Origin of the sequence: Marinobacter sp. Arc7-DN-1 (assembly GCF_003441595.1) — a bacterium.
Classification (GTDB): domain Bacteria; phylum Pseudomonadota; class Gammaproteobacteria; order Pseudomonadales; family Oleiphilaceae; genus Marinobacter; species Marinobacter metalliresistant.
Genome location: NZ_CP031848.1, coordinates 3,726,053 through 3,748,141 on the forward strand (window position 1 = coordinate 3,726,053; position 22,089 = coordinate 3,748,141).

Below are 22,089 nucleotides of genomic sequence, written 5' to 3' on the forward strand. Positions count from 1 at the left end.
GAGTCAGAGCCGTTTCGGGGTGAACACCAGTTCAACCTCGAAACGATTCTGGCTGTTTTCCCCCTCGGGTGGCCTGGGGTAGGGGCTTGCCGCCAGGGCAGCCCGGTAGGCGGCCTCATCGATACCCTCAATTCCCGTCGATTTCAGTACTCTTGCCCGGGTCAGGGCACCATTACCAAGCAGTTGTAACTCCACTTCCATTGCCACAGTCCGGGACAGTTCCCTCATTGCCGGAACCCTGGCTTGTTCAAGCTCGCGCGCCAGATGTGTCGCCAGGATTACCACGTATGGATCCTGCTCGACCGGGGATTTGGTAATGCGGGTTACCGTTGCCTCGGTGGCTTGCACTTCTGGCTGCGCAATCTCCCCGGCGCGGGCGCTGTTACTGGCTGTTGATTTGCGGGTATTCTCCGGTGTTTCGGGCTTTAGTGCAGGCGGCTCGGAGGCACTCTGTCTGGGGGCATCCGAAGGGGCGGGCTTTTGCCGGGTTATTATCGGTTCGACAGGCTCCGCCGTAAAACGTGGAATGGGAGGTATTGGCCGGCTGGTTGCATCGGATTGCGGGCCGGGTCGGGAAGTCTCATCAGTACCCGGAGGAATCAGTTCAAATTTCAGGCTTTCGCGATGGGCTTCCTGTTGCTCTCTGACCGGCGAAGGAATACCAGAGAGCAACAGGGTATGAATCAGTAGCGCCAGGGATAGTGCAAGGGCGATCCGGTATCTTGCCGGAAGGGTACGGGCACTGCCTTCTTCGACCATTAATGTCAGGCCGTTTTACTCCGTAAGGTGCCGACAACAGCGTCCAGAGCCCGGTCGATCAACGCGCCCTGTTCCAGCAGGGTCAGGCGGCCACGGCGCATTTCATGGGCCAGCTGGATCCGCGTTTTCTCGATGACCTTCAGCCCCATCCGGTTCACAAAGACAAAGCAGTCGGCTTCCTCGATAATGGCGGAAAGCTTGCAGCGGAAATTGGCGCCATTGACCAGGCGAAACTCAACCCAGTTACCGATTTCAATACTGTCAATCTGGGCGACGTACTCGGAAACTGCAGCTTCTTCCAGTTCCTGCTGTCTCTCGACCGCGGTCTGGTGAACGGTAGCGATTTCCTCTTCTTCAATCTCTTGCGGGGAGTCCTGCCGTGCCTCTATGGCCGCATTGGTCCGGAACGCTTCGGCCAGTTCATGTTTCAGGTGGCTCATCATTTCGTCCAGCCTGGACGAATTGTAGGAAACCTCCTCCAGGCCTGATCTCAGAGCTTTTAACAGGCCTGGCACGACCCGAACCCATTGGTCCCTCTCGTCATCTTCCTGATGTGGGTGCAGGCACCAGATCAGGTCATCGACCACCTTCACCGTCGCATTCCAGCGATGCTCAACGTCGTCCCGAAGGTAGGCGAGAAACATTACCCGGCTCCAGCCATTCATCAGAATGTCGTGGATCGATTCTGGCAGTTTGTAGCGTGACACTTTTTCTTTCAGTAAGTTATCGACGGTTTGCTGTGCTGTCTGGGATTTGATTCGGCCCCTTTCCGATTCCCGGGTCCGCTGCTCAACCAGTGAGGCTTTGCGGTTCTCCCGTTCCAGGAATTGCTCAAACTCCTGGTTCAGTGTCTCGAACAGCGCTATATCGCCATCAAATTCGTTGAGAATCCTCTGAACGATGTTGTGGATCTGGCCGTACAGCTTATCCTTGGTTTTCTCGTCGCTGCTGCTCCACCCGATGCCTGCCCGGGCGAGGGAGTTCAGCAAACGTCTGGCCGGGTGTGTGGCCTGGCTGAAGAAGCTCTTGTCCCGAATGACCACTTTCAGTATCGGAATCTGAAGGCGGCTGATCAAAACCTGGACCGGAGCAGACAGGTTGTAATCATCAAGAATAAACTCGAACAACATGGACACCAGATTGATGAGATCTTCGTCGACCTCGTTCAGTGCCGGTTTTCGGCCATCCCCCGCATCTGCCTTGGCAAGCAGCTGTTGCATCAACTGTCTCAGATCGATACTGATGGGTTCCCCGTTACTCAGGTCGCCCTGGTCGTGCCTGACACCTGCAAGAGGCAGCGAATTCAGTAAACTGGCCAGCTCCGAATCGCCGACTACGCGAACGTTGGGGTCGGATGATCGGGGCGGAATCCCGGCATTGGCCCTTTGATGTGCCAGCATCTCCCTGATCTGGTCGAAAACAGCGCTGCTGTTACCAGACTCTCCGGCCATTGTGTGAGTTGCGGAGTCTGCCGCCTCGGATGCCTCCTTGCTGGCGCCTTGTGCCTTTGAAGCACCATGTTGCTGTCCCGCTTTGCCGTGATAACGGAAATTCGGGATGACGCCGGCCTGAATCAGAATGCGGTTGGCTTCGTCCAGCAGCATCCCGAGGTTGGAGACAACGTAGCGGTCAAATTGCTTGAGCAGAATCAGGCGTTCCCGGATCTGGATTTCCAGTGCCTGTATCGCCTCGGTAAAGGCGCTGCAAAGATGTTCTGGCGCCATCGGGTTAACCGGTGATTCGTCGGTGGCTTCCGGATAAACCTGACTGAAGCGGGTCTGGAGTTGGAGCAGCGGGCCCTGAAAATGGGCTTTCGCTTTGGTAATCATAGCGTTGAGCGCAACCTGCTCTTCCAGGTCGTCATTTCCGACCAGAGACAGGGTGTCGGCACTGGCCTGCTTGCTCAGGTTTTCTTCCTGGAGGGGGCCGGTATGGGGCGGGTTCTCGAAATACTGGGCGACCATGTTCTGGAAGTGTCGCTCCACCCCCTTCCGCTTGATGCGGATTTCACGCATAGCCTCGAAATACCGGTTCTGCTCATTATTGCTGCGTGCGTTATTGGCCAGTTCGAACAGTGAATCGTCGACGGCGTCGAAAGCACCCTGCAGCAAATCACCCAGCCCGGCGACAACAGTGTCCCGGATGCGGGTGACCTCCACGGGAACTGGTTTGCCACTCCCTGCTTCCCGATGCTCACGGAGGTAATGTATGCCGGACTGCTTGTTCATGGCAGACTCCTGTTTACGCCTCAACCGGATACATGACCGAGCTCAAGATCCTTGTCTTCTCGTTATTGGCTAAATCTACCGCATTTTCGCTAAAGTTAACATGACTAAACACTAACGTGGGACCGAATTCAAAAAACATAGGGTGCCCTTCAGGACACCCTCATGCATGTTACTGACTTACCAGGGATATTGGGGTCAGTTCACATAAACAGGACCTATACCCATACTCCAGATGACCACGCTGATGGCCAGCAGGGCGACAAACATCACCAGTCCGACTGTGAGCACGGCGGATGCAAACATGAAGCCTCGCTCTTCCGGGATTTTCATCAGTATGGGGAGTCCTTTGTAGAGCAGATAGACTGCATAGCCAGCAGCTACGAGCCCGGCCAGCATATTGACCCAGATGTTGGGATACGCAGCGATGACGCCGATCAGGAAAATCGGCGTCGCCGTGTAGGCTGCCAGAGCGACGCCCCTCGGTATCCGCTCAACCGCATCGTAGGTGGCGGCAAAAAAATCGATGAACTTGCCCAGCACAAATATGCCCGCGAGCATGGCGACATAGAACAGCACCGATAACTGTAGCGCGCTGGCGGTGGAGAGTCTGGTTATCTGGCCGTCGCCAATTTGCCAGCCAACCTGGGTGGTTCCATAAAAACCTGCTACGGCGGGGATCAGGGCCAGTAACAAAATATGGCCGGCATAGAGTCTTGTAACAGACTCGGATTCTTTGCGTATCGCTTCCCATTCCTGGTCCGGATGGGTAAACAGGCCAAAACTGTGAGCCAGGCTCATGGACGAATTCCTTGTGGTTGTTTTATTGTCGCACGCACCTTCAGTCTTGGTGCGGGATTGATAATGGTCAAGCTGGCGATTAAATTTTGATCTTTCAAGAAGGATCGCGGCTATAACTGAAGAGTCTATAGCGGCGGGGAAAGGGGAGAGGGGAAAAAAGGGGGAAAGGAGAGAGGGGAAAGGAGAAAGTTTGGTCGGTTCAGGTCAGCGAAAGCGAGCGCTTTTTGCGTTTTTTAGGGTGCACAATAGCCGCTTTCACGACGTTGTCCTTAATCTGCAGCACTTCCACCCGGTGCCCGTCCACTTTCAGGCAGACGTTGGTGTCCGGAATGTTTTCCAGGGTTTCGGTAATCAGGCCGTTGAGGGTTTTTGGTCCGTCCGTGGGCAGCTTCCAGCCCAGGGTCTTGTTGATGGTGCGCACTGCAGATGCGCCGTCAATGATAAACGTGCCATCGTCCTGGGGAATGATATCGGGGCTGGTTGCTGCGTAGTCCGTTGTAAAGTCGCCGACAATCTCTTCCAGTATGTCCTCTAGCGTTGCAAGGCCAAGGACGTCACCATACTCGTCGACCACCACGCCAAACCGGCGCCGGCCTTTCTGGAAGTTGATCAGTTGGGTGTTCAGAGGTGTGCTTTCCGGAATGAAATAGGGCTCCTGGCACAATTGCATGATCATCGCCTTGTTGATTTCTTCCTGCTGGAGCAGCTTGGAGACACTCCGGAGGTGGAGTATTCCCTGAATGTTATTGATGTCACCCTTGAATACCGGCAGCCGGGTATGCTGACTGCTGCGTAACTGGCGCAGGATTGTGTCGGTGTCGTCCTCCAGGTCGACGCCAACCACTTCATTGCGGGGCACCATGATGTCGTTCACTGTCACTTTTTCCAGATCAAGAATGCTGACCAGCATGTCTTTGTGCTTGGCGGGAATCAGCGCACCGGCCTCATTGACGAGGGTCCTGAGTTCCTCCCGGCTGAGATGGTCATTGGCAGCATCTGCCGCAGAAACTCCAAGCAGTTTCAATATGCCACCGGTAAACAGGTTAACGGCCCAGACAATGGGGTAGAGGATCTTTAATAGCGGCCCGAGTATGTAGCTGGCGGGAAACGCGATTTTCTCCGGAAACAGCGCGGCCAGGGTTTTGGGGGTCACTTCTGCAAAAATCAGGATCACGATGGTGAGCAGGATCGTGGCTATCGCAATGCCGGCGTCGCCCCAGACGCGTATCGCAATAACCGTGGCAATCGAAGATGCAAAGATATTGACGAAATTGTTGCCAATGAGGATCACGCCGATCAGCTGGTCCGTGCGTTGCAGCAAGCCCTGGGCACGTTTGGCGCCTTTATGGCCGGTCTTGGCCATATGTTTGAGGCGATACCGGTTGAGGGACATCATCCCCGTTTCTGAGCTGGAAAAGAATCCGGAGAGCAGGATCAGTCCGACAAGGAGAATAAACAGCGCGGTAAGCGATGTTTCGTTCAAAAGAGGTGTCCTTATATTACCGACAAGTAGCGAAAATAGGGTGTGGGGGAGCTCTGTGTCAAGAGATTGCCGGGCGCATCAGGCCTCAACCGCCTCTCTGGAAAATGAGTTCCAGCACAAACTTGCTGCCATAGAATGCCAGCATCAGCAGCGCGGAGCCCGCCAGTGTCCACCGGCTTGCCGTGATGCCGCGCCAGCCTTTGGTGTAGCGCCCGATCAGAAGCGCCACGAAGACCAGCAGGGAAAGTATCGAGAACAGGGTTTTGTGGGCGAGATTCTGGGCGAAGAGGTCCTCTATGAAGAGCGCGCCGGTCACAATCGCCAGAATAAGCATTACCACGCCGGCCCAGACCATCTCGAACAGCAGCGACTCCATGGTTTGCAGCGGTGGCAGGTTGCGTACCAGCAGGCTGTTATAGTTGTGCTTCAGTTGGCGATTCTGGAAATAGAGGAGCACAGCCTGGATAGCCGCCAGTGTAAAGAGGCTGTAGGCTGTCACTGACAATGCGATATGGGACAGCATGCCATAGCTCTGGTCTGACACCAGTATGGACGGTCCATGGGTGATCAGCGCCAGGATAATCGTGAGTCCGGCCAGCGGGTACACGCCCAGAAACAGGCTTTGAACCGGCTTTTTCAGGTTCAGCCCAAGCAAAAGGAAGACGATAAGCCAGGAAATCAGCACCGAGCTTTTGAAAAAGCTGAAGTCGAAGCCGTCGTCATGGTGAACGGTCTGGGCTATCAGAAGGCCGTGACTGGTCAGGGCGAGTACGCCAATCAGAGTGGTAATGGCGAGGTTGCTTTGAACCCGGCCCCTGAAATGCAGGGCTTGCAGCGCAGTACCTACGCTGTACAGAAAAAGAGAGGTGACCGCGAGAATCAGCGTTCCCATGACTTCCTTATTAACCACTGTTCTGACTGGGGATCGGCATTGGTTTCAGCCGATTTGACCGGGCTGGTCGTTTCAGGGCGATAGTCTGGTTATAATGTCGCGATTATGCAACTGGAATCAAGGAGCCGACGCTGGCTCTGTGGTTCATGCACTCAATTTATCCGGGGTACGGAAGAGCAACATGTTTGAGAACCTCCAAGACCGACTTTCCGGCAGTCTGCGCAAGATTTCCGGCCAGGCGCGCCTCACCGATGACAATATTAAGGACACCCTCAGAGAGGTGCGGATGGCACTGCTGGAGGCCGACGTTGCCCTTCCGGTAGTGAAGGATTTTGTCGAAGGTGTCCGCGCGCGTGCTATCGGACAGGAGGTGCAGCGCAGCCTTACGCCGGGCCAGGTATTTGTAAAGGTCGTTCAGCAGGAGCTTGAACGGGTGATGGGTGAGGGTAACGAATCCCTCAACCTGAATGTTCAGCCGCCGGCCGTGATTATGATGGCCGGCCTGCAGGGTGCTGGTAAGACGACCACTGTTGCCAAGCTTTCCCGCTTCCTCAAGGAACGCCAGAAGAAATCCGTGATGGTTGTCAGTGCCGACGTTTACCGTCCGGCAGCGATCCGGCAACTGGAAACCCTGGCGGGCGAGGTCGGCGTCGAGTTTTTTCCGAGCACCGCTGACCAGGATCCCGTGGATATTGCTGAAGGTGCGATTGCTGCCGCACGGAAGAAGCATATTGATGTGGTGATTCTTGATACCGCCGGTCGCCTCCATGTCGATGAGCAGATGATGGGTGAGATCGGCAGGCTGCACAAAGCCGTCAATCCGGTAGAAACCCTGTTTGTGGTTGACGCCATGACCGGTCAGGATGCGGCCAACACCGCCAAGGCATTCAACGACGCTTTGCCGCTGACAGGCGTGGTGCTGACCAAAACCGATGGCGACGCCAGGGGGGGGGCGGCTCTGTCCGTCCGTCACATCACGGGCAAACCGATCAAATTCCTGGGTGTGGGCGAGAAGTCCGATGCGCTGGAGCCGTTTTACCCGGACCGGGTGGCCTCCCGGATTCTGGGTATGGGCGATGTGCTCTCCCTTATAGAGGAAGCGGAGCGCAAGCTGGACCAGAAAAAGGCCCAGAAGCTCACCAGGAAGATCAAGAAGGGCAAGAGCTTTGATCTTGAAGACTTCCGCGACCAGTTGCAGCAAATGAAGAATATGGGTGGCATTGGTGGTTTGCTCGACAAGCTTCCGGGTATGGGACAGATGGCCCAGATGGCCCAGCAGCAGGTAAACGACAAGTCCATGGGGCAGATGGAAGCGATTATTTGCTCGATGACTCCGAAGGAGCGCCGCTACCCGGATGTCATCAATAACTCCCGCAAGCGCCGGATTGCCACCGGGTCTGGTACACAGATCCAGGATGTGAATCGTCTGCTGAAGCAGCACAAGCAAATGCAGAAAATGATGAAAAAGTTTGGCAAAAAGGGTGGTATGGCGAATATGATGCGCGGCCTGGGTGGCATGATGCCGCCGGGCGGCGGAGGTGGTGGCGCGCCTCCATTTGGCCGTATGTAAAAAGCCTTACATGGAAAACCGGGAAACAACCGGTTTGCCTGTTTTCTTTGGCGTGTATTTAGCATAGAATAGCGCCCCTTTCGAGTATGGGTCTTCGCGCCAGCTGTTGTTCAGTCGGCGTGAATCGTACAAAGTTCGTACAACAGAACAGGATATTGGTTAAATGGTAACAATCCGTTTGGCTCGTGGCGGCTCCAAGAAGCGCCCGTTCTACCATCTGACAGTCACCGACAGCCGCAAATCACGCGACGGTCGTTTTATTGAACGTGTTGGCTTCTTCAACCCGGTTGCCCGTGGCCAGGAAGAGCGTCTGCGCGTAGATCGTGACCGTGTCAACTTCTGGCTTGGCCAGGGTGCGCAGGCCAGTGATCGCGTTGCCCAGCTGCTGAAGGCGGCCGCTGAGTAACCCAGTATTGACACCGGGGTTGGTGGCATGACACAGAATGTGCAGGAGACTGTGATCGGCCGGATTACGTCGGTGTTTGGGGTCAAGGGGTGGCTGAAAGTCTTCTCCTACACTGACCCCAAAGAAGGAATACTGAACTATCCGGACTGGACTCTGGATCTGGACGGTAAACGTATTCCGGCCAGGCTTGAAGAAGGTCGCCGCCAAGGGCAGGCCATTGTTGTCAGGCTGAAAGGAATTGATGATCGTGAGTTGGCGCGCACTTACTGTGGCGCTGAGGTCAGGGTTTCCAGGGCAGAGTTGCCGGAGCTCCCCGACGGGGAGTACTACTGGTTTCAGCTGGAAGGTCTTGAGGTCTTCACGGTTGAGGATGAGTGCCTTGGTAAAGTGCACCATCTGATAGAAACCGGGTCTAACGATGTTCTGGTGGTGCAGGCAACTGCGGGCTCCATCGATCAGCGTGAGCGCCTGATTCCTTACCTTCCGGACCAGGTGGTCCGGAAGGTTGATCTGGCTTCGCAGCGTATGGTTGTCGACTGGGACCCGGAGTTCTGACGGGTGTGGATTGGCGCAGTCAGTCTGTTCCCGGATATGTTCGGTGCGGTAACGGATTACGGGATCACGGGTAGGGCAGTCCGGGACGGTCTTCTGACTTTCCGGAGCTGGAATCCCCGTGACTATACCCATGACCGGCACCGCACAGTGGATGACCGGCCCTATGGTGGTGGTCCGGGTATGCTGATGAAAATTCAGCCCCTCAGGGATGCCATTCACGCGGCCCGGGAAGCGGCGCCTGGCAAGGCTTGCGTGGTTTATCTGTCGCCCCAGGGCGAGACGTTGAATCAGTCCGTTGTCGAGTCGCTTGCAGCAGAAAAGCCGCTGATTCTCGTGGCAGGCCGGTACGAGGGTGTTGATGAGCGCCTGATAGCGACGGAGGTCGATCGGGAAGTGTCACTGGGTGATTTTGTTCTTTCCGGTGGCGAGCTGGCAGCAATGGCTGTTATTGATGCGGTTACACGCCTCATCCCCGGAGCGCTGGGTCATGCGCAGTCGGCAGAGCAGGATTCTTTCGCCGACGGTTTGCTGGATTGTCCGCACTACACCCGGCCCGAGGTTTACGAAGGTCAGGCGGTGCCGGATGTTTTATTGGGCGGTCACCATGATCAGATCCGGCGTTGGCGACTCAAGCAGTCGCTGAGGCGAACCCGGCAGCGACGCCCCGACCTGCTTGAAAAGCGGGTGTTTACGGACGAAGAGCGTCAGTTGCTGGAAGAGATTTTGAACGAACCGGGTGCCTCTGAATGATCAGGGCATTAACAGATTGGGTATCAGGAGCATTACGATGAGCGGCAAGAACAACATCATCAGTCAACTTGAAGCAGAACAGATGACCAAGGAAATCCCCGCGTTTGCGCCGGGCGACACCGTGGTCGTTCAGGTTCGCGTAACCGAGGGTAACCGTGAGCGTCTGCAGGCGTTCGAGGGTGTTGTCATCGGTAAGCGTAACCGTGGCATGAACTCTTCGTTCACCGTGCGTAAGATTTCTTACGGCGTTGGTGTTGAGCGTACCTTCCAGACCTTCTCTAAGCTGATTGACAGCCTTAGCGTGAAGCGTCGCGGTGACGTACGCCAGGCCAAGCTTTATTACCTGCGGGACCTGTCTGGCAAGGCAGCTCGTATCAAGGAAAAGCTGGGCTGATCAGCGTATTGCTGAGCGCCAGACACAAAAAAGGCAGCCCATGGCTGCCTTTTTTGTGTCTGGTGGCCCGGTAGGCTTGCTGTGGGTTAGTCACAGTTTGAGGGCTTGGGCGTGAGATCAGAAGACGAATCAGTGATCGGTCGGTTTGTCGATGCGATCTGGCTTGAGGATGGGCTTGGTGAGAAGACAAGGCAGGCATACCGAAGTGACCTGTCACGGTTGTCCGAATGGCTGGAGCGCCGGCCGGGTCGTCCGATACTGACGGAGGTGCGCAGAGCCGACCTTCTGGCCTGGATGTCCCGTGGGCTTGCAGAAGGGATAAAGAGCTCCACGGCTGCAAGGCGCCTTTCGGGGCTCCGGCGGTTTTACCGGTTTTTGTTGCGGGAAAGTCTGATCGCCGAGGACCCGACCCTGCGTATAGACAGTCCGAGTCTGCCGCGACGCCTTCCGGATTCCCTGACAGAAGAGGAAGTGGATGCGCTGCTTTCAGAGCCGGACCCCGGTGTTGCCATCGAACTCCGGGACAAGGCCATGCTGGAGATCCTCTACGGGTGCGGTCTGCGGGTATCGGAGCTGACGGAGCTGAGGGTTGATCAGGTGAATCTGCGCCAGGGCGTGGTCCGGATTACCGGCAAGGGTGACAAGGAGCGCCTCGTCCCCCTGGGCGAAGAGGCAGTGGACTGGTTGCTCCGGTATATGAAACAAGCGCGTCCGGAGCTCTTGAGGGGACGGTCCTGTGATGCGCTATTCCCCGGTAACCGGGCAGCCGCCATGACGCGTCAGACTTTCTGGCACCGTATCAAGCACTACGCCGTGCGAGTGGGTATCCGGAAACACCTGTCCCCCCATACGCTCAGGCATGCGTTTGCCACGCATCTCCTCAATCATGGCGCGGACTTGCGTGTTGTCCAGATGCTTCTCGGTCACTCGGATCTGTCCACGACCCAGATCTACACCCATGTGGCCCGGCAGCGTCTTCATTCGCTGCACCAGGCCCATCACCCCCGTGGCTGAGTGGCTCGGTGGCCGGGGAGTGACAGGGCTCGAGGTGAACTTTCCCCGCACGGGGATGTCGCATTGAATTGATCCCCGGCCTGTGCCAATACTGCCCGGGTTGTTTAACCGATGACTGAAAAAGGGTTGTTTGCCAGAATGAATATTAAAAGTCTTATCGTGGTGCTCGGTGTCGTTGCCGGCTTGTCGGGAGTGGCCAGCGTCAGTGCCGGCGAAGTTGAGGACCGGATTGCCGGGCGCCTGACCAAGGCGGTGCCGGGGCTGAAGGTAATGTCGGTGCGAAAATCCGAGGCGGAAGGCCTCTATGAGGTTCAGAGCAACAACGGCGATACCATCTATACCACCGAAGATGGCCAGTACCTGATGACCGGTGACCTTCTTAAGATTACCGACCAGGGCATTGCAAATGTCACCGAAGTTGCCCGCGCCGAGGCCCGCAAGGCAGCGATGGCCGGGTTTGGCGATGATGGTGCAATCCGTTTTCCGGCAAAAAATGAAAAAGCCGTGGTGAGCGTCTTTACCGATATCGATTGCCCCTATTGCCGGAAGCTTCACGATGAGGTGCCACAGCTCAATGAGTATGGCATTACGGTGAATTACTACGCGTTTCCCCGCTCAGGCCCGAACACAGCTTCTTTCAGGAAATACGAGTCGGTCTGGTGTGCCGAGGATCAGCAGGCGGCTATGACATCAGCCAAGGCAGGCAAGCACATTGATGAGGCCAGCTGTGAAAACCCGGTTCAGGAGCAGTACCGGCTTGGTGGTCAGATTGGCGTAACCGGCACGCCCGCCATTGTCCTGGAAGACGGCAATATGGTCCGTGGTTATGTCCCGGCGAAGCGTCTGGCAGAGGGGCTTGGACTGCTCTGATTGCAGTTTCGGTCGTCAGGGCTTCCCGAAATTTTCAGTATTTGAGTTGGTTCCGGTTCAGGGCTTATTCAGTGAGGCCTGAATCGGTATACTATGCCTCCTTATTGCAATTCATCAGCACCCCTTCGGGATCAGAGGTGAGAGTTTGAAAGACGTCAGTGTCGGAATCTGCGGACTGGGAACCGTCGGCGGCGGTACCTTTAATGTCTTGACCCGGAATGCCAGGCTCATTGCCGGCCGGGCTGGCTGCAACATCCGGATTACCCGGATTGCCAGTCGCCGGGCTCGCGAGGACATGGACCTCGGAGACGTACCCTTCAGCACCGACATTTACGACGTGGTGAACGATCCAGGTGTGGATATCGTGGTGGAGCTCATCGGCGGTTACGACGCGGCCCGTGAACTCGTGCTGGCGGCTATCCGCAATGGCAAGCATGTTGTGACGGCCAACAAGGCCCTGATCGCCGTTCACGGCAACGAAATCTTCGAGGCCGCCGAGAAGGCCGGTGTTGTGGTTGCCTACGAGGCCGGTGTAGCCGGTGGTATTCCGGTGATCAAGGCGGTGCGTGAAGGCATGGCGGCAAACCGTATCGACTGGATTGCCGGCATTATCAATGGCACCGGCAATTACATCCTCACCGAAATGCGTGCAGGTCGCGAGTTTACAGAAGTGCTCAAGGAAGCCCAGGACCTGGGTTATGCAGAGGCAGATCCGACCTTTGACGTGGAAGGCATTGATGCAGCCCATAAGCTGACCATTCTCGCCTCGGCCGGCTTTGGTGTACCTCTGCAGTTTGAAAAAGGCTATACCGAAGGGATTTCGAAAATCACTCCGTACGATATTGCCCATGCCGAACTGCTGGGCTATCGCATCAAGCATCTGGGTATTGCCCGCCGCCGGGACAATGGCATTGAACTGCGGGTTCATCCCACTCTGGTTCCCCAGAGCCACCTGATTGCCCAGGTAGACGGCGTCCTGAACGCGGTGCTGGTGGATGGCGATGCCGTTGGCCAGACCATGTACTACGGCCCGGGAGCCGGGGATGAAGCAACAGCGTCCGCGGTTATTGCCGATATCGTGGATGTCGCACGTGCCGTGGCCACTGAAAGCAGCCAGCGTGTGCCTTACCTTGGTTTCTCACCGGACGCCATGGAGGACCTGGATGTCCTTTCCATGGAGGATATCCAGTCCGCCTATTACCTGCGCATTACCGCTCTGGACCGCCCGGGCGTGCTGGCGAAGATTGCCTCTATCCTAAGTGAGCACGGCATCAACATCGAATCGATCATGCAGAAGGAATCCGAGCTGAAAGACGGCCGTATTCCGGTGATTATCCTGACCCACACGGTTCAGGAACGGCAGATCAACCGTGCGATCGACGAGCTGGAAGCCCTGTCTGATACCGATGGTCAGGTTGTCCGGATCCGCGCTGAAAACTTTAACTGACAGGTACGCACGTGAGATACATCAGTACGCGGGGTGAAGCGCCCGCACTGGGCTTTGAGGACGTTTTGCTGACCGGGCTGGCCACCGACGGTGGCCTTTATGTTCCGGAATCGCTGCCGCATTTCAGCCTGGAGGAGATCCGGAGCTGGCGCGGGCTTTCCTACAGTGAACTCGCCTTCAATGTCATGCATCCGTTTGTGGACGACGCCGTTCCGGCGGACGATTTCCGCAAGATGTTGAATGAAACCTACGCCGTGTTCGCGCACCCGGCCGTTGCACCGCTGGTGCAGCTGGACACCAATGAGTGGGTGATGGAGCTGTTCCGTGGCCCGACTCTGGCGTTCAAGGATTTCGCCCTGCAGTTACTGGGTCGTTTGCTGGATTATGTCCTGGAGAAGCGCCAGCAGCACGTGGTCATCATGGGGGCTACCTCAGGTGATACCGGCTCGGCGGCCATCGAGGGCTGCCGTCGTTGTGAACACGTGGATATCTTCATCCTGCATCCTTACCAGCGGGTGTCGGAAGTGCAGCGCCGCCAGATGACCACGGTGCAGGGCGACAACATCCACAACATTGCGGTGCGCGGCAATTTCGATGACTGCCAGCGGATGGTGAAAGAGAGCTTTAGCAATCAGTCCTTCCTGGGCGGAAAGACCCAGCTTGCGGCGGTGAATTCCATAAACTGGGCACGAATCATGGCCCAGATCGTGTATTACTTTCATGCCTCGCTGGCACTGGGCGGTCCGGATCGCAGCATGGCCTTCTCGGTACCCACCGGCAATTTCGGTGATATCTTTGCCGGCTACCTGGCGAAGAAGATGGGACTGCCGATTTCCCAACTGGTCATTGCCACCAACCGGAACGATATCCTGCATCGCTTCATGAGTGGCAACAAATACGAGCAGCATCAGCTTGAGCACACCCTGTCTCCGAGTATGGATATCATGGTGTCCAGCAACTTCGAGCGCCTGCTGTTCGACCTCCATGGCCGGGATGGGCTGGCGGTGAAAACGCTGCTGGAAAATGCTGCGAAGGGGCCGGTCAGCATTGAGGATTACCGCTGGAAGCATGCCCGCAAGCTGTTTGACAGCGACGCGGTGGACGACAAGGCCACCTGCGATACCATCCGCGAGATCTACCAGCAGAACGAGTATCTGCTGGATCCTCACACCGCCATCGGCGTTCGCGCGGCCCGCAACTGCCGCCGGGACCCGGCAGTGCCGATGATTACCCTGGGAACCGCCCATCCGGCCAAGTTCCCGGATGCCGTTGCCGAGTCCGGCCTGAGTGTACAGCCGCCACTGCCGGCCCACATGGCGGACCTGTTCGAGCGGGAAGAACGTTACACGGTGCTGGATAACAACATCGCCGGCGTTCAGGAGTTCATTGCCAAGAACTGGAAGAATACCTGACCTGGTATGGCACCCAAAAAGATCCTGCGTCGCCCCCAGCCGGAATCGCTTACCGGCTGGGGGCAAAAACTGCCCCCCTTGCTTCGCCGTCTGTACGCGGCCCGCGGTGTCACCTCCGATGAGCAGCTGAGCTATACCCTGAAACACCTGGCCTCGCCCATGTCCCTTCGGGGCATAGACCGTGCCGTCGAGCTTCTTGCCGAGGCCATTGACCGGCAGCAGCACGTTCTGGTGCTCGGGGATTTCGACGCCGACGGCGCGACCAGTACCGCTGTGGCTATGCTCGGCCTTTCGATGCTCGGCTTACAGAGTATTGATTTTCGCGTTCCCAGCCGGTTTGCTGACGGTTACGGCCTGACCCCGGGCATCATCGAACGGTTGCGCGACGAAGGCGAGCTTCCGGACCTGATGGTCACCGTTGATAACGGGATATCCGCCGTTGAGGGCGTGAAAGCTGCCAGGGAGCTGGGTGTGAAGGTAGTGGTCACCGATCACCACCTGGCGGGCGAAGAACTTCCGGACGCCGATGCCATCGTCAATCCCAATCAGCCAGGCTGCCCCTTCCTGAGCAAGAACGCCGCCGGCGTTGGCGTGATGTTTTATGTACTTACGGCGTTGCGCAAACACCTCCGGGAAACCAATCGTCTGCCCAACCCGGAGCCGAACCTCGGAAGCCTGCTCGATCTGGTGGCCCTGGGGACGGTTGCGGATGTGGTACCCCTGGATCACAACAACCGCATTTTCGTAGAGCAGGGCCTGCGCCGGATACGTCAGGGCGAGGCCCGCCCTGGCATTCTGGCCTTGCTGGAAATCGCGGGCCGGGACCATACTGCCATCAGCTCAACCGATCTCGGGTTTGTCGTTGGCCCCCGCCTGAACGCGGCTGGTCGTCTGGATGACATGAGCATCGGCATCGCCTGCCTGCTGGCGGACAGCCCGGACGAGGCCCGCCGTCTGGCCCGGGAGCTGGATACCTTCAACCGGGAACGCCGGACCATCGAAAAAGAGATGAAAGCCCAGGCCCAGGATCTTCTCGCCTCCATGTCACTGGACCTTGAAGGTTTGCCCTGGGGGCTGGCCCTGTTTGATCCCGACTGGCATCAGGGTGTCATCGGCATTCTCGCTGCCCGCATTCGAGAGCAGACCCACCGACCCACCATCGCCTTTGCCCCGGACGACAACGGCGAAGACATCAAAGGCTCTGCCCGCTCCATCCCCGGGCTGCACATCCGCGATGTACTGGCGGTGGTCGATTGCCGCCACCCTGGGATCATGAAAAAGTTCGGTGGCCACGCCATGGCTGCGGGCATGACCCTCGCCAAAGCAGACCTGGACGCTTTCTCCGAAGCCTTCGACCGCGCCGTTCGCGACACCCTTTCGGCCGAGGATCTGGAAGCCGCGATCACCACTGACGGGCCTCTGGGCCCGGGCGAACTTTCTCTCGATACCGCCGCGCTACTCAAGCGCGCCGGCCCCTGGGGTCAGCATTTCCCTGAGCCGCTGTTCGACGGCGAATTCCGGGTGGTGAGCCAGCGAATCGTCGGGGAAAGCCATCTGAAACTGGTGTTGCAGCCGGTCGATGGTGGCGGCATTATCGATGGCATTGCCTTCAACACCGGTCCGGAAGTGCCTGACTATACCCGCACCGGGGCCCGGGTGGTTTACAAACCGGATGCCAATACCTTTCGGGGCCGCACCAATCTGCAGCTCCTGGTGGACTATCTCGAGCCGCTCTCCTGATTCCCGGAAAGCGATACCACTGACCAAGCTTGGGCAGGAGGCGGGGGAGTTGCTCCGGGAGTGTCGAAAACAGGGATGTTTTCGTCAAGCGTACAGGGACGTATTCACAGCGTCTCCCGGAGCAACTTCCCCGCCTCCTGCTTACTACCAGGTCGAGGATAACCACGGCTGATTTACAAACCGATTTCCGGTAGAATTCCGCCTCTGTTTTACTCTCCATTTTCAAGAGCGAGTAAGGGTTTCATGGAAATTAATCCGATTGTTACGAAGATTAAAGAGCTTCGTGAGCGCACTGAAGCGCTCAGGGGGTATCTTTGACTACGATCAGCGCAGTGAACGACTGATCGAAGTTGAGCGTGAGCTGGAGCAGCCCAGTGTCTGGGATGACCCGGACCGGGCTCAGGCTCTGGGAAAAGAGCGTGCGGATCTTGAATTGATCGTAAAGACCATCGATAACCTCACCTCCGGCCTGGAAGACGCGAAAGGTCTGCTGGATATTGCTGCAGAAGAAGAGGACGAAGCTACGGTCGCCGAGATCGAGTCTGACCTCGACGGTCTTGATAAGGAGCTCGAGAAGCTCGAATTTCGCCGCATGTTCTCCGGCGAGATGGACGCCAACAACGCCTACCTGGACATCCAGGCCGGCTCTGGCGGCACCGAAGCCCAGGACTGGGCCAACATGCTCCTGCGTATGTACCTGCGCTGGGCGGAGCGTCGGGGCTTCAAGGCGGAGATCGTCGAACTGATGGAAGGCGATGTGGCAGGCATCAAGAGTGCCACGATCCACGTTCAGGGTGACTACGCGTTCGGCTGGTTGCGCACGGAAACCGGCGTTCACCGGCTGGTTCGTAAATCGCCTTTTGATTCCGGCAACCGCCGCCACACCTCCTTCTCATCGGTGTTTGTGTCGCCGGAAGTGGACGACAGCTTCGAAATTGAAATCAACCCGGCGGATCTCCGGGTGGATGTCTACCGTGCCTCGGGCGCCGGTGGTCAGCACGTTAACCGGACCGAGTCAGCGGTACGTCTGACCCATAACCCCACCGGCATTGTTGTGGCCTGTCAGGCTGGCCGAAGCCAGCACCAGAACAAGGATCAGGCCATGAAGCAGCTGAAGGCGAAGCTGTTTGAGCGCGAGATGCAGGAGCGTAACGCCGAGAAACAGAAGGCCGAGGACGCCAAGGCCGATATTGGTTGGGGCAGCCAGATCCGTTCCTACGTTCTGGATGACAGCCGCATCAAGGACCTGCGCACCAAGGTCGAAACCAGTAATACCCAGTCGGTGCTGGACGGTGACATTGACAAGTTCATCGAAGCCAGCCTGAAGATGGCGCTGTAACCAGTGCCTTTGCCACGCTAACCCGGACAACCCCGATTCCTAGTGAGCCAAAATGACTGATCAAACTCAGAATGCCGCACAGCATGAGGACAACAAGCTGATTGCCGAGCGTCGCGCCAAACTGTCAGAGATGCGCGATCAGGGCAGTGCCTTCCCCAACGACTTCCGTCGTGACGCCACCGCCGCCGGGCTTCAGGCGAAATACGGTGACAAAACCAAGGAAGAGCTGGAGTCCCTGGGCATCAAAGTGGCCATTGCCGGCCGCATGATGCTCGACCGCAAGGCATTCAAGGTGGTTCAGGACATGACCGGCCGCATCCAGATCTATGCCTCCAAGGATGTCCAGAAAGACACCAAACACTGGGATCTCGGGGATATCGTGGGCGTGCGAGGAACCCTGTCCAAATCCGGCAAGGGCGACCTGTATGTCACCATGGACGAGTACATGATGCTCACCAAGTCCCTGCGGCCGCTGCCAGAGAAGCACAAGGGACTGACCGACACCGAAGCCCGTTACCGTCACCGCTACGTGGACCTGATGGTCAACGAGGACAGCCGCCGGGTGTTCTACGCACGCTCCAGGATCATCAGTGCCATGCGCCAGTACTTCACCGACCGGGACTTCATGGAAGTGGAAACCCCGATGCTTCAGGTGATTCCCGGTGGTGCCACCGCGCGCCCATTCGTGACCCACCATAACGCCCTGGGTATCGACATGTACCTGCGTATCGCGCCAGAGCTGTTCCTGAAGCGCCTGGTGGTGGGTGGCTTTGAGCGGGTGTTTGAGATCAACCGCAATTTCCGTAATGAGGGGCTCTCCACCCGCCATAATCCGGAGTTCACCATGGTGGAGTTCTACCAGGCCTACGCGGATTACAATGATCTGATGGACCTCACCGAGGACATGCTCCGCACCATCACCCAGAAGGTGCTGGGCACAACTACGGTTGTGAACTCCCGTACCCTGGCTGATGGCAGCGAGGAAACCGTCGAGTACGATTTTGGCAAAACCTTCGAACGCCTGACCGTGGTCGACGCCATCCTGCGTCATAACCCGGACATCAAGCCCGAGCAGCTGGCGGATAATGCCAGTGCCCGCCAGGTTGCCAAGGATCTGGGCATTCACCTCAAGGACGGCTGGGGCCTGGGTAAGGTTCAGATCGAGATTTTCGAGGCGACCGCCGAGCATCGCCTGATCCAGCCTACGTTCATCACTGAGTATCCGAAAGAAGTGTCGCCCCTGGCCCGCTGCAAGGACAGCAACCCGTTCGTCACCGAACGCTTCGAATTCTTCGTGGGTGGGCGCGAGATTGCCAACGGCTTCTCGGAGCTGAACGATGCGGAAGACCAGGCCGAACGCTTCCAGGACCAGGTGGCCGAAAAGGACGCCGGCGACGACGAGGCCATGTTCTACGACGAAGATTACATCATGGCGCTGGAATACGGCCTGCCGCCCACCGCCGGCGAAGGCATTGGCATCGACCGGCTGGCCATGCTGCTGACCAACTCGCCCTCGATCCGTGACGTCATCCTGTTCCCGGCCATGCGCCCCGAGCACAAGGCCGACAGCCGGAAAGACGAGGGCTGATCCATGAGCCCGGTTGAGGTACTGGCCAGCCAGCTCAGGCCCGACCGTGGCTGGAAAGAGCATCTCTCGGAAGAATTCCGCCAGCCCTACATGCAGAGCCTGGCGGAATTCCTGGCCGCTGAGGAGCAGGCCGGCAAAGTCCTGTTCCCCGCCAGCCATCACTGCTTTAACGCCCTTAACAGCACGCCCCTGGATAACGTAAGGGTGGTCATTCTCGGGCAAGACCCCTACCACGGCCCCGGCCAGGCCCATGGCCTGTGTTTCTCCGTGCGCCCGAACGTGGCAACCCCACCCTCGCTGGTCAACATCTTCAAGGAAATCCAGGGCGACCTGGGCGTCACCCCGCCGGACCACGGCTGCCTGCAACCCTGGGCAGAGCAGGGCGTATTACTGCTCAACAGCGTCCTCACCGTCGTCCAGGGCCAGGCCGGCGCCCACCAGGGCAAAGGCTGGGAAACCTTCACCGATAAGGTCATCGAAACGATCAATCGCGAACGGGAAGGCGTGGTGTTCCTGCTCTGGGGGAGCTACGCCAAAAAGAAAGGCCGGCACATCGACCGCAGCAAGCACCTGGTGCTGGACGGTCCGCATCCGTCACCACTGAGCGCCTACCGAGGCTTCTTCGGTTGCAAGCACTTCTCGAAAGCAAATGAGTGGTTGGAGCAGCAGGGCAAACCCACGGTTAAGTGGGAGCTGCCTTCAAAGGAAGTTTTGCTCGACCGGTACCGGAAAGCCTGAGCTCCAGCGGGTGGGGCAGTCTCCCAAAACCGTGCGGAGCCATGGATGGCGGAGCCGAGCGTACAGGGATGTATTTACAGCGTGTTTTGGGAGACTGCCCCACCCGCTGGAGCCGCCCCCAAGGTTGATTTACTGCAGAAGAGCCATGGCGGCTTCCATCTGGGCGTTCAGATCCTCTTCCTCGCTCATGTCGATATTCGGATCCAACCCAAGACGATCAAAAGCAGAAACCTTCGTCCAGTCCATCTCCGTCCAGGGGTGCTCGGAGCCCGCAACCAGCTGGAGATTGGCAACCATCACCAGGTCGGCATAGTCTGCCGCCGGAACCTCACGATTGAAGCGGGCGTATTCCAGCGGAACATTCTGAAGATCTATCGGGAAGTCCCACTTCTTGAGAATCGTCGCCCCGATTTTCGGGTGCAGCTCTTCAATCACGTTGTCCAGCATGATGCTGCTGATCTGAATATCCTGATCTTCCACGTATCGCAGGATCGGCAGAACCCCGATCAGATGAACCAGGCCCGCGAGAGTTGCCTGGTCCGGTTTGAGCCTGGTGTAGTGCTGGGCCAGTACGTGGCAGACACCGGCAACTTCGGTGCTGGTCTGCCAGGTGGCGCGCATCCGCTTGTCGATCATGTCAGAGGTGGCCTGGAACATCTGCTCCATGGCCAGGCCCATCGCCAGATTGCTGGTGTAGGCCATGCCGAGGCGGCTCACCGCCATGTTCAGGTTTTCAATAGCCCGGCTGCCACGGAACAACGGGCTGTTGCACACCCGGATAATGCGTGCGGAAAGGGCGGTGTCATTGCTGATCACCTTCACCAGGTCGGCGATGGCCGAATCCTCGGATTGCGCAATGTCCCGTACCTGCAGGGCCACTTCCGGAAGGGTAGGCAGCACAAGCTTGTCATTTTCGATGGCGGCATTAAGGTCGGCTTTAATGGTTTCGACAATATTCGACATGGTCAGTTACGGTCCGCATGTTGGTTCCGGATACCGACCACGGGTGTTGGTCGTTACCCTAAAAAAATCAGATATGTGAGCTACTGCATAGCAAAATAGCAAATTCCGAGGGGTTTGCCTGTCAACTTATGTATCTGATTGTGGGCTTTTTTCCCTCTCGGGTACAACGTAGGGCAAAGGCATCGGAATAAGGACAGCGTCGGGCTGCCCTTCCGGATGAAGGTTTTTTTCACACGCATCATGGCGTACAACGGCCAGCAACTCACAACTGCCGTTACGGTATTTCACTGAGTTGACCACCTCGCCCACCGAACGCTCGCCAGCAACCAATGCACTGCCAGGAACCGGGAGTTCACCGGCCTGTTCAATCCGGAAACGAAACAGGCTCTTCTTCAGTTGGCCGAGGAAGTGCATCCGGGCAATAACCTCCTGACCGGTGTAGCAGCCCTTCTTGAAGTGGATACCGCCCACGTGTTGCCAGTTCAGCATCTGGGGAACGAAGGACTCCTGGGTGGCGGTAGTGAGGGATGCGACGCCGGCAGCGATCTCCGAGGCGTACCAGTCTGCCCGGGGCCGCTGGTCAGAGGTGTCGAGGCTGTTCTCATCCCCCGTGGTTTGCCAGAACTCAAAACGGGGTGTGCCCTCGGCGGTCGGCTCTGTTCTCACCAGGAACCCGGTATCCAGCTCGACAGAGTCCCCGGGGTCCTTCAGATTGTTTATGGCATTTCCCGCCAGGGTCTCGGCCACCCGGTTACCGAGAATACCGACAAGGCTGGCTGCCGGAATCACGTCCATGGAAGTGCCCCGGAACAGCATCAAGTACTTGCGCAGGTGGCTGATGGTGTCGTCAGCGAGATCGGTGGAAAAGTCCATCAGGATATCCTCTCCGGCCCTGACCATGCGGGTCAGGCAGTAGGCGCGGCCTTTGGGTGTTGAGGCCGCCGCCCGGGGAGAGCGCCCGGCGGTTACTTCATTGAGGTTCTGGCTGAACTGGCCCTGGAGAAACTTGTCTGTCCCCGGGCCGCTGATCCGCACGACAATCCGGTTATTCAGGACCGTCCAGCCATCACCGGGCAAAGGAAAGTCTGCAACCGCTGGTACAGGTGTGTCTGGGTCAGTCATGGAGTGCTCCAGATCAATGCA

20 protein-coding genes are annotated in these 22,089 nt (G+C 57.6%); 13 read left to right on the plus strand and 7 right to left on the minus strand.

Annotated features, from left to right (window positions below):
• Positions 1–3 precede the first annotated feature (3 nt).
• The 5 genes from D0851_RS17525 to D0851_RS17545 all read right to left on the minus strand — a co-directional run bounded on the left by D0851_RS17525 (position 4) and on the right by D0851_RS17545 (position 6,160).
• Positions 4–759: a TonB family protein gene (locus tag D0851_RS17525; protein ID WP_117619778.1), complete on the minus strand. Its 756-nt coding sequence runs from the start codon at positions 757–759 to the stop codon at positions 4–6.
• Between the two features lie 5 nt (positions 760–764).
• On the minus strand, positions 765–2,987 hold the full coding sequence (locus D0851_RS17530) for a DUF1631 domain-containing protein (RefSeq protein ID WP_117619779.1): 2,223 nt from the start codon (positions 2,985–2,987) through the stop codon (positions 765–767).
• 195 nt (positions 2,988–3,182) lie between these two features.
• Entirely contained in the window at positions 3,183–3,785 is a 603-nt protein-coding gene (locus D0851_RS17535; RefSeq protein WP_117619780.1) for a Yip1 family protein, read from the minus strand.
• 199 nt (positions 3,786–3,984) lie between these two features.
• Complete coding sequence (locus D0851_RS17540; RefSeq protein ID WP_117619781.1) at positions 3,985–5,268, minus strand: HlyC/CorC family transporter; 1,284 nt, start codon at positions 5,266–5,268, stop codon at positions 3,985–3,987.
• Between the two features lie 85 nt (positions 5,269–5,353).
• A complete protein-coding gene (locus D0851_RS17545) occupies positions 5,354–6,160 on the minus strand; it encodes an inner membrane protein YpjD (RefSeq protein ID WP_117619782.1) in 807 nt (268 codons plus the stop codon).
• 181 nt (positions 6,161–6,341) lie between these two features.
• Here D0851_RS17545 and ffh point away from each other — a divergent pair, with 181 nt between their 5' ends.
• The 13 genes from ffh (at position 6,342) to ung (ending at position 19,983) form a co-directional block, all read left to right on the plus strand.
• Positions 6,342–7,730, plus strand: coding sequence for a signal recognition particle protein (gene ffh, locus D0851_RS17550; protein WP_117619783.1), 1,389 nt, complete (start codon positions 6,342–6,344; stop codon positions 7,728–7,730).
• A 163-nt stretch (positions 7,731–7,893) separates the two neighbouring features.
• Entirely contained in the window at positions 7,894–8,136 is a 243-nt protein-coding gene (rpsP, locus tag D0851_RS17555; RefSeq protein ID WP_117619784.1) for a 30S ribosomal protein S16, read from the plus strand.
• Positions 8,137–8,163: 27 nt separating this feature from the next.
• Entirely contained in the window at positions 8,164–8,691 is a 528-nt protein-coding gene (gene rimM, locus D0851_RS17560; protein ID WP_117619785.1) for a ribosome maturation factor RimM, read from the plus strand.
• A 3-nt stretch (positions 8,692–8,694) separates the two neighbouring features.
• Positions 8,695–9,441: a tRNA (guanosine(37)-N1)-methyltransferase TrmD gene (gene trmD / locus D0851_RS17565; protein ID WP_117619786.1), complete on the plus strand. Its 747-nt coding sequence runs from the start codon at positions 8,695–8,697 to the stop codon at positions 9,439–9,441.
• 37 nt (positions 9,442–9,478) lie between these two features.
• Positions 9,479–9,835 (plus strand): 50S ribosomal protein L19, encoded by a 357-nt coding sequence (rplS, locus tag D0851_RS17570; RefSeq protein ID WP_099619311.1) that lies wholly within the window; start codon positions 9,479–9,481, stop codon positions 9,833–9,835.
• Between the two features lie 111 nt (positions 9,836–9,946).
• Positions 9,947–10,849, plus strand: a complete 903-nt coding sequence (gene xerD, locus D0851_RS17575; RefSeq protein WP_117620451.1) for a site-specific tyrosine recombinase XerD — start codon at positions 9,947–9,949, stop codon at positions 10,847–10,849.
• 138 nt (positions 10,850–10,987) lie between these two features.
• Entirely contained in the window at positions 10,988–11,719 is a 732-nt protein-coding gene (locus D0851_RS17580; RefSeq protein WP_117620452.1) for a DsbC family protein, read from the plus strand.
• Between the two features lie 145 nt (positions 11,720–11,864).
• Positions 11,865–13,166, plus strand: coding sequence for a homoserine dehydrogenase (locus D0851_RS17585; RefSeq protein WP_117619787.1), 1,302 nt, complete (start codon positions 11,865–11,867; stop codon positions 13,164–13,166).
• Positions 13,167–13,177: 11 nt separating this feature from the next.
• Positions 13,178–14,578 carry a threonine synthase gene (thrC, locus tag D0851_RS17590; RefSeq protein ID WP_117619788.1) on the plus strand — a complete coding sequence of 467 codons (1,401 nt, stop codon included), beginning with the start codon at positions 13,178–13,180 and terminating at the stop codon, positions 14,576–14,578.
• A gap of 6 nt (positions 14,579–14,584) precedes the next feature.
• Entirely contained in the window at positions 14,585–16,318 is a 1,734-nt protein-coding gene (gene recJ / locus D0851_RS17595) for a single-stranded-DNA-specific exonuclease RecJ (protein WP_117619789.1), read from the plus strand.
• Positions 16,319–16,561: 243 nt separating this feature from the next.
• Positions 16,562–17,657 (plus strand): peptide chain release factor 2 gene (gene prfB / locus D0851_RS17600; RefSeq protein ID WP_117619790.1). Its coding sequence is split into 2 segments (ribosomal slippage): positions 16,562–16,633 and positions 16,635–17,657, totalling 1,095 coding nucleotides; the frame shifts between segments, so codons are not numbered across the junction.
• Between the two features lie 52 nt (positions 17,658–17,709).
• On the plus strand, positions 17,710–19,245 hold the full coding sequence (lysS, locus tag D0851_RS17605) for a lysine--tRNA ligase (RefSeq protein WP_117619791.1): 1,536 nt from the start codon (positions 17,710–17,712) through the stop codon (positions 19,243–19,245).
• Positions 19,246–19,248: 3 nt separating this feature from the next.
• A complete protein-coding gene (ung, locus tag D0851_RS17610) occupies positions 19,249–19,983 on the plus strand; it encodes a uracil-DNA glycosylase (protein ID WP_117619792.1) in 735 nt (244 codons plus the stop codon).
• 129 nt (positions 19,984–20,112) lie between these two features.
• Here ung and D0851_RS17615 read toward each other — a convergent pair whose 3' ends face one another.
• Both D0851_RS17615 and D0851_RS17620 read right to left on the minus strand, forming a co-directional pair.
• Positions 20,113–20,946 carry an HDOD domain-containing protein gene (locus D0851_RS17615; RefSeq protein ID WP_117619793.1) on the minus strand — a complete coding sequence of 278 codons (834 nt, stop codon included), beginning with the start codon at positions 20,944–20,946 and terminating at the stop codon, positions 20,113–20,115.
• A gap of 126 nt (positions 20,947–21,072) precedes the next feature.
• Positions 21,073–22,068, minus strand: a complete 996-nt coding sequence (locus tag D0851_RS17620) for a YgfZ/GcvT domain-containing protein (RefSeq protein WP_117619794.1) — start codon at positions 22,066–22,068, stop codon at positions 21,073–21,075.
• Between the last annotated feature and the right edge of the window lie 21 nt (positions 22,069–22,089).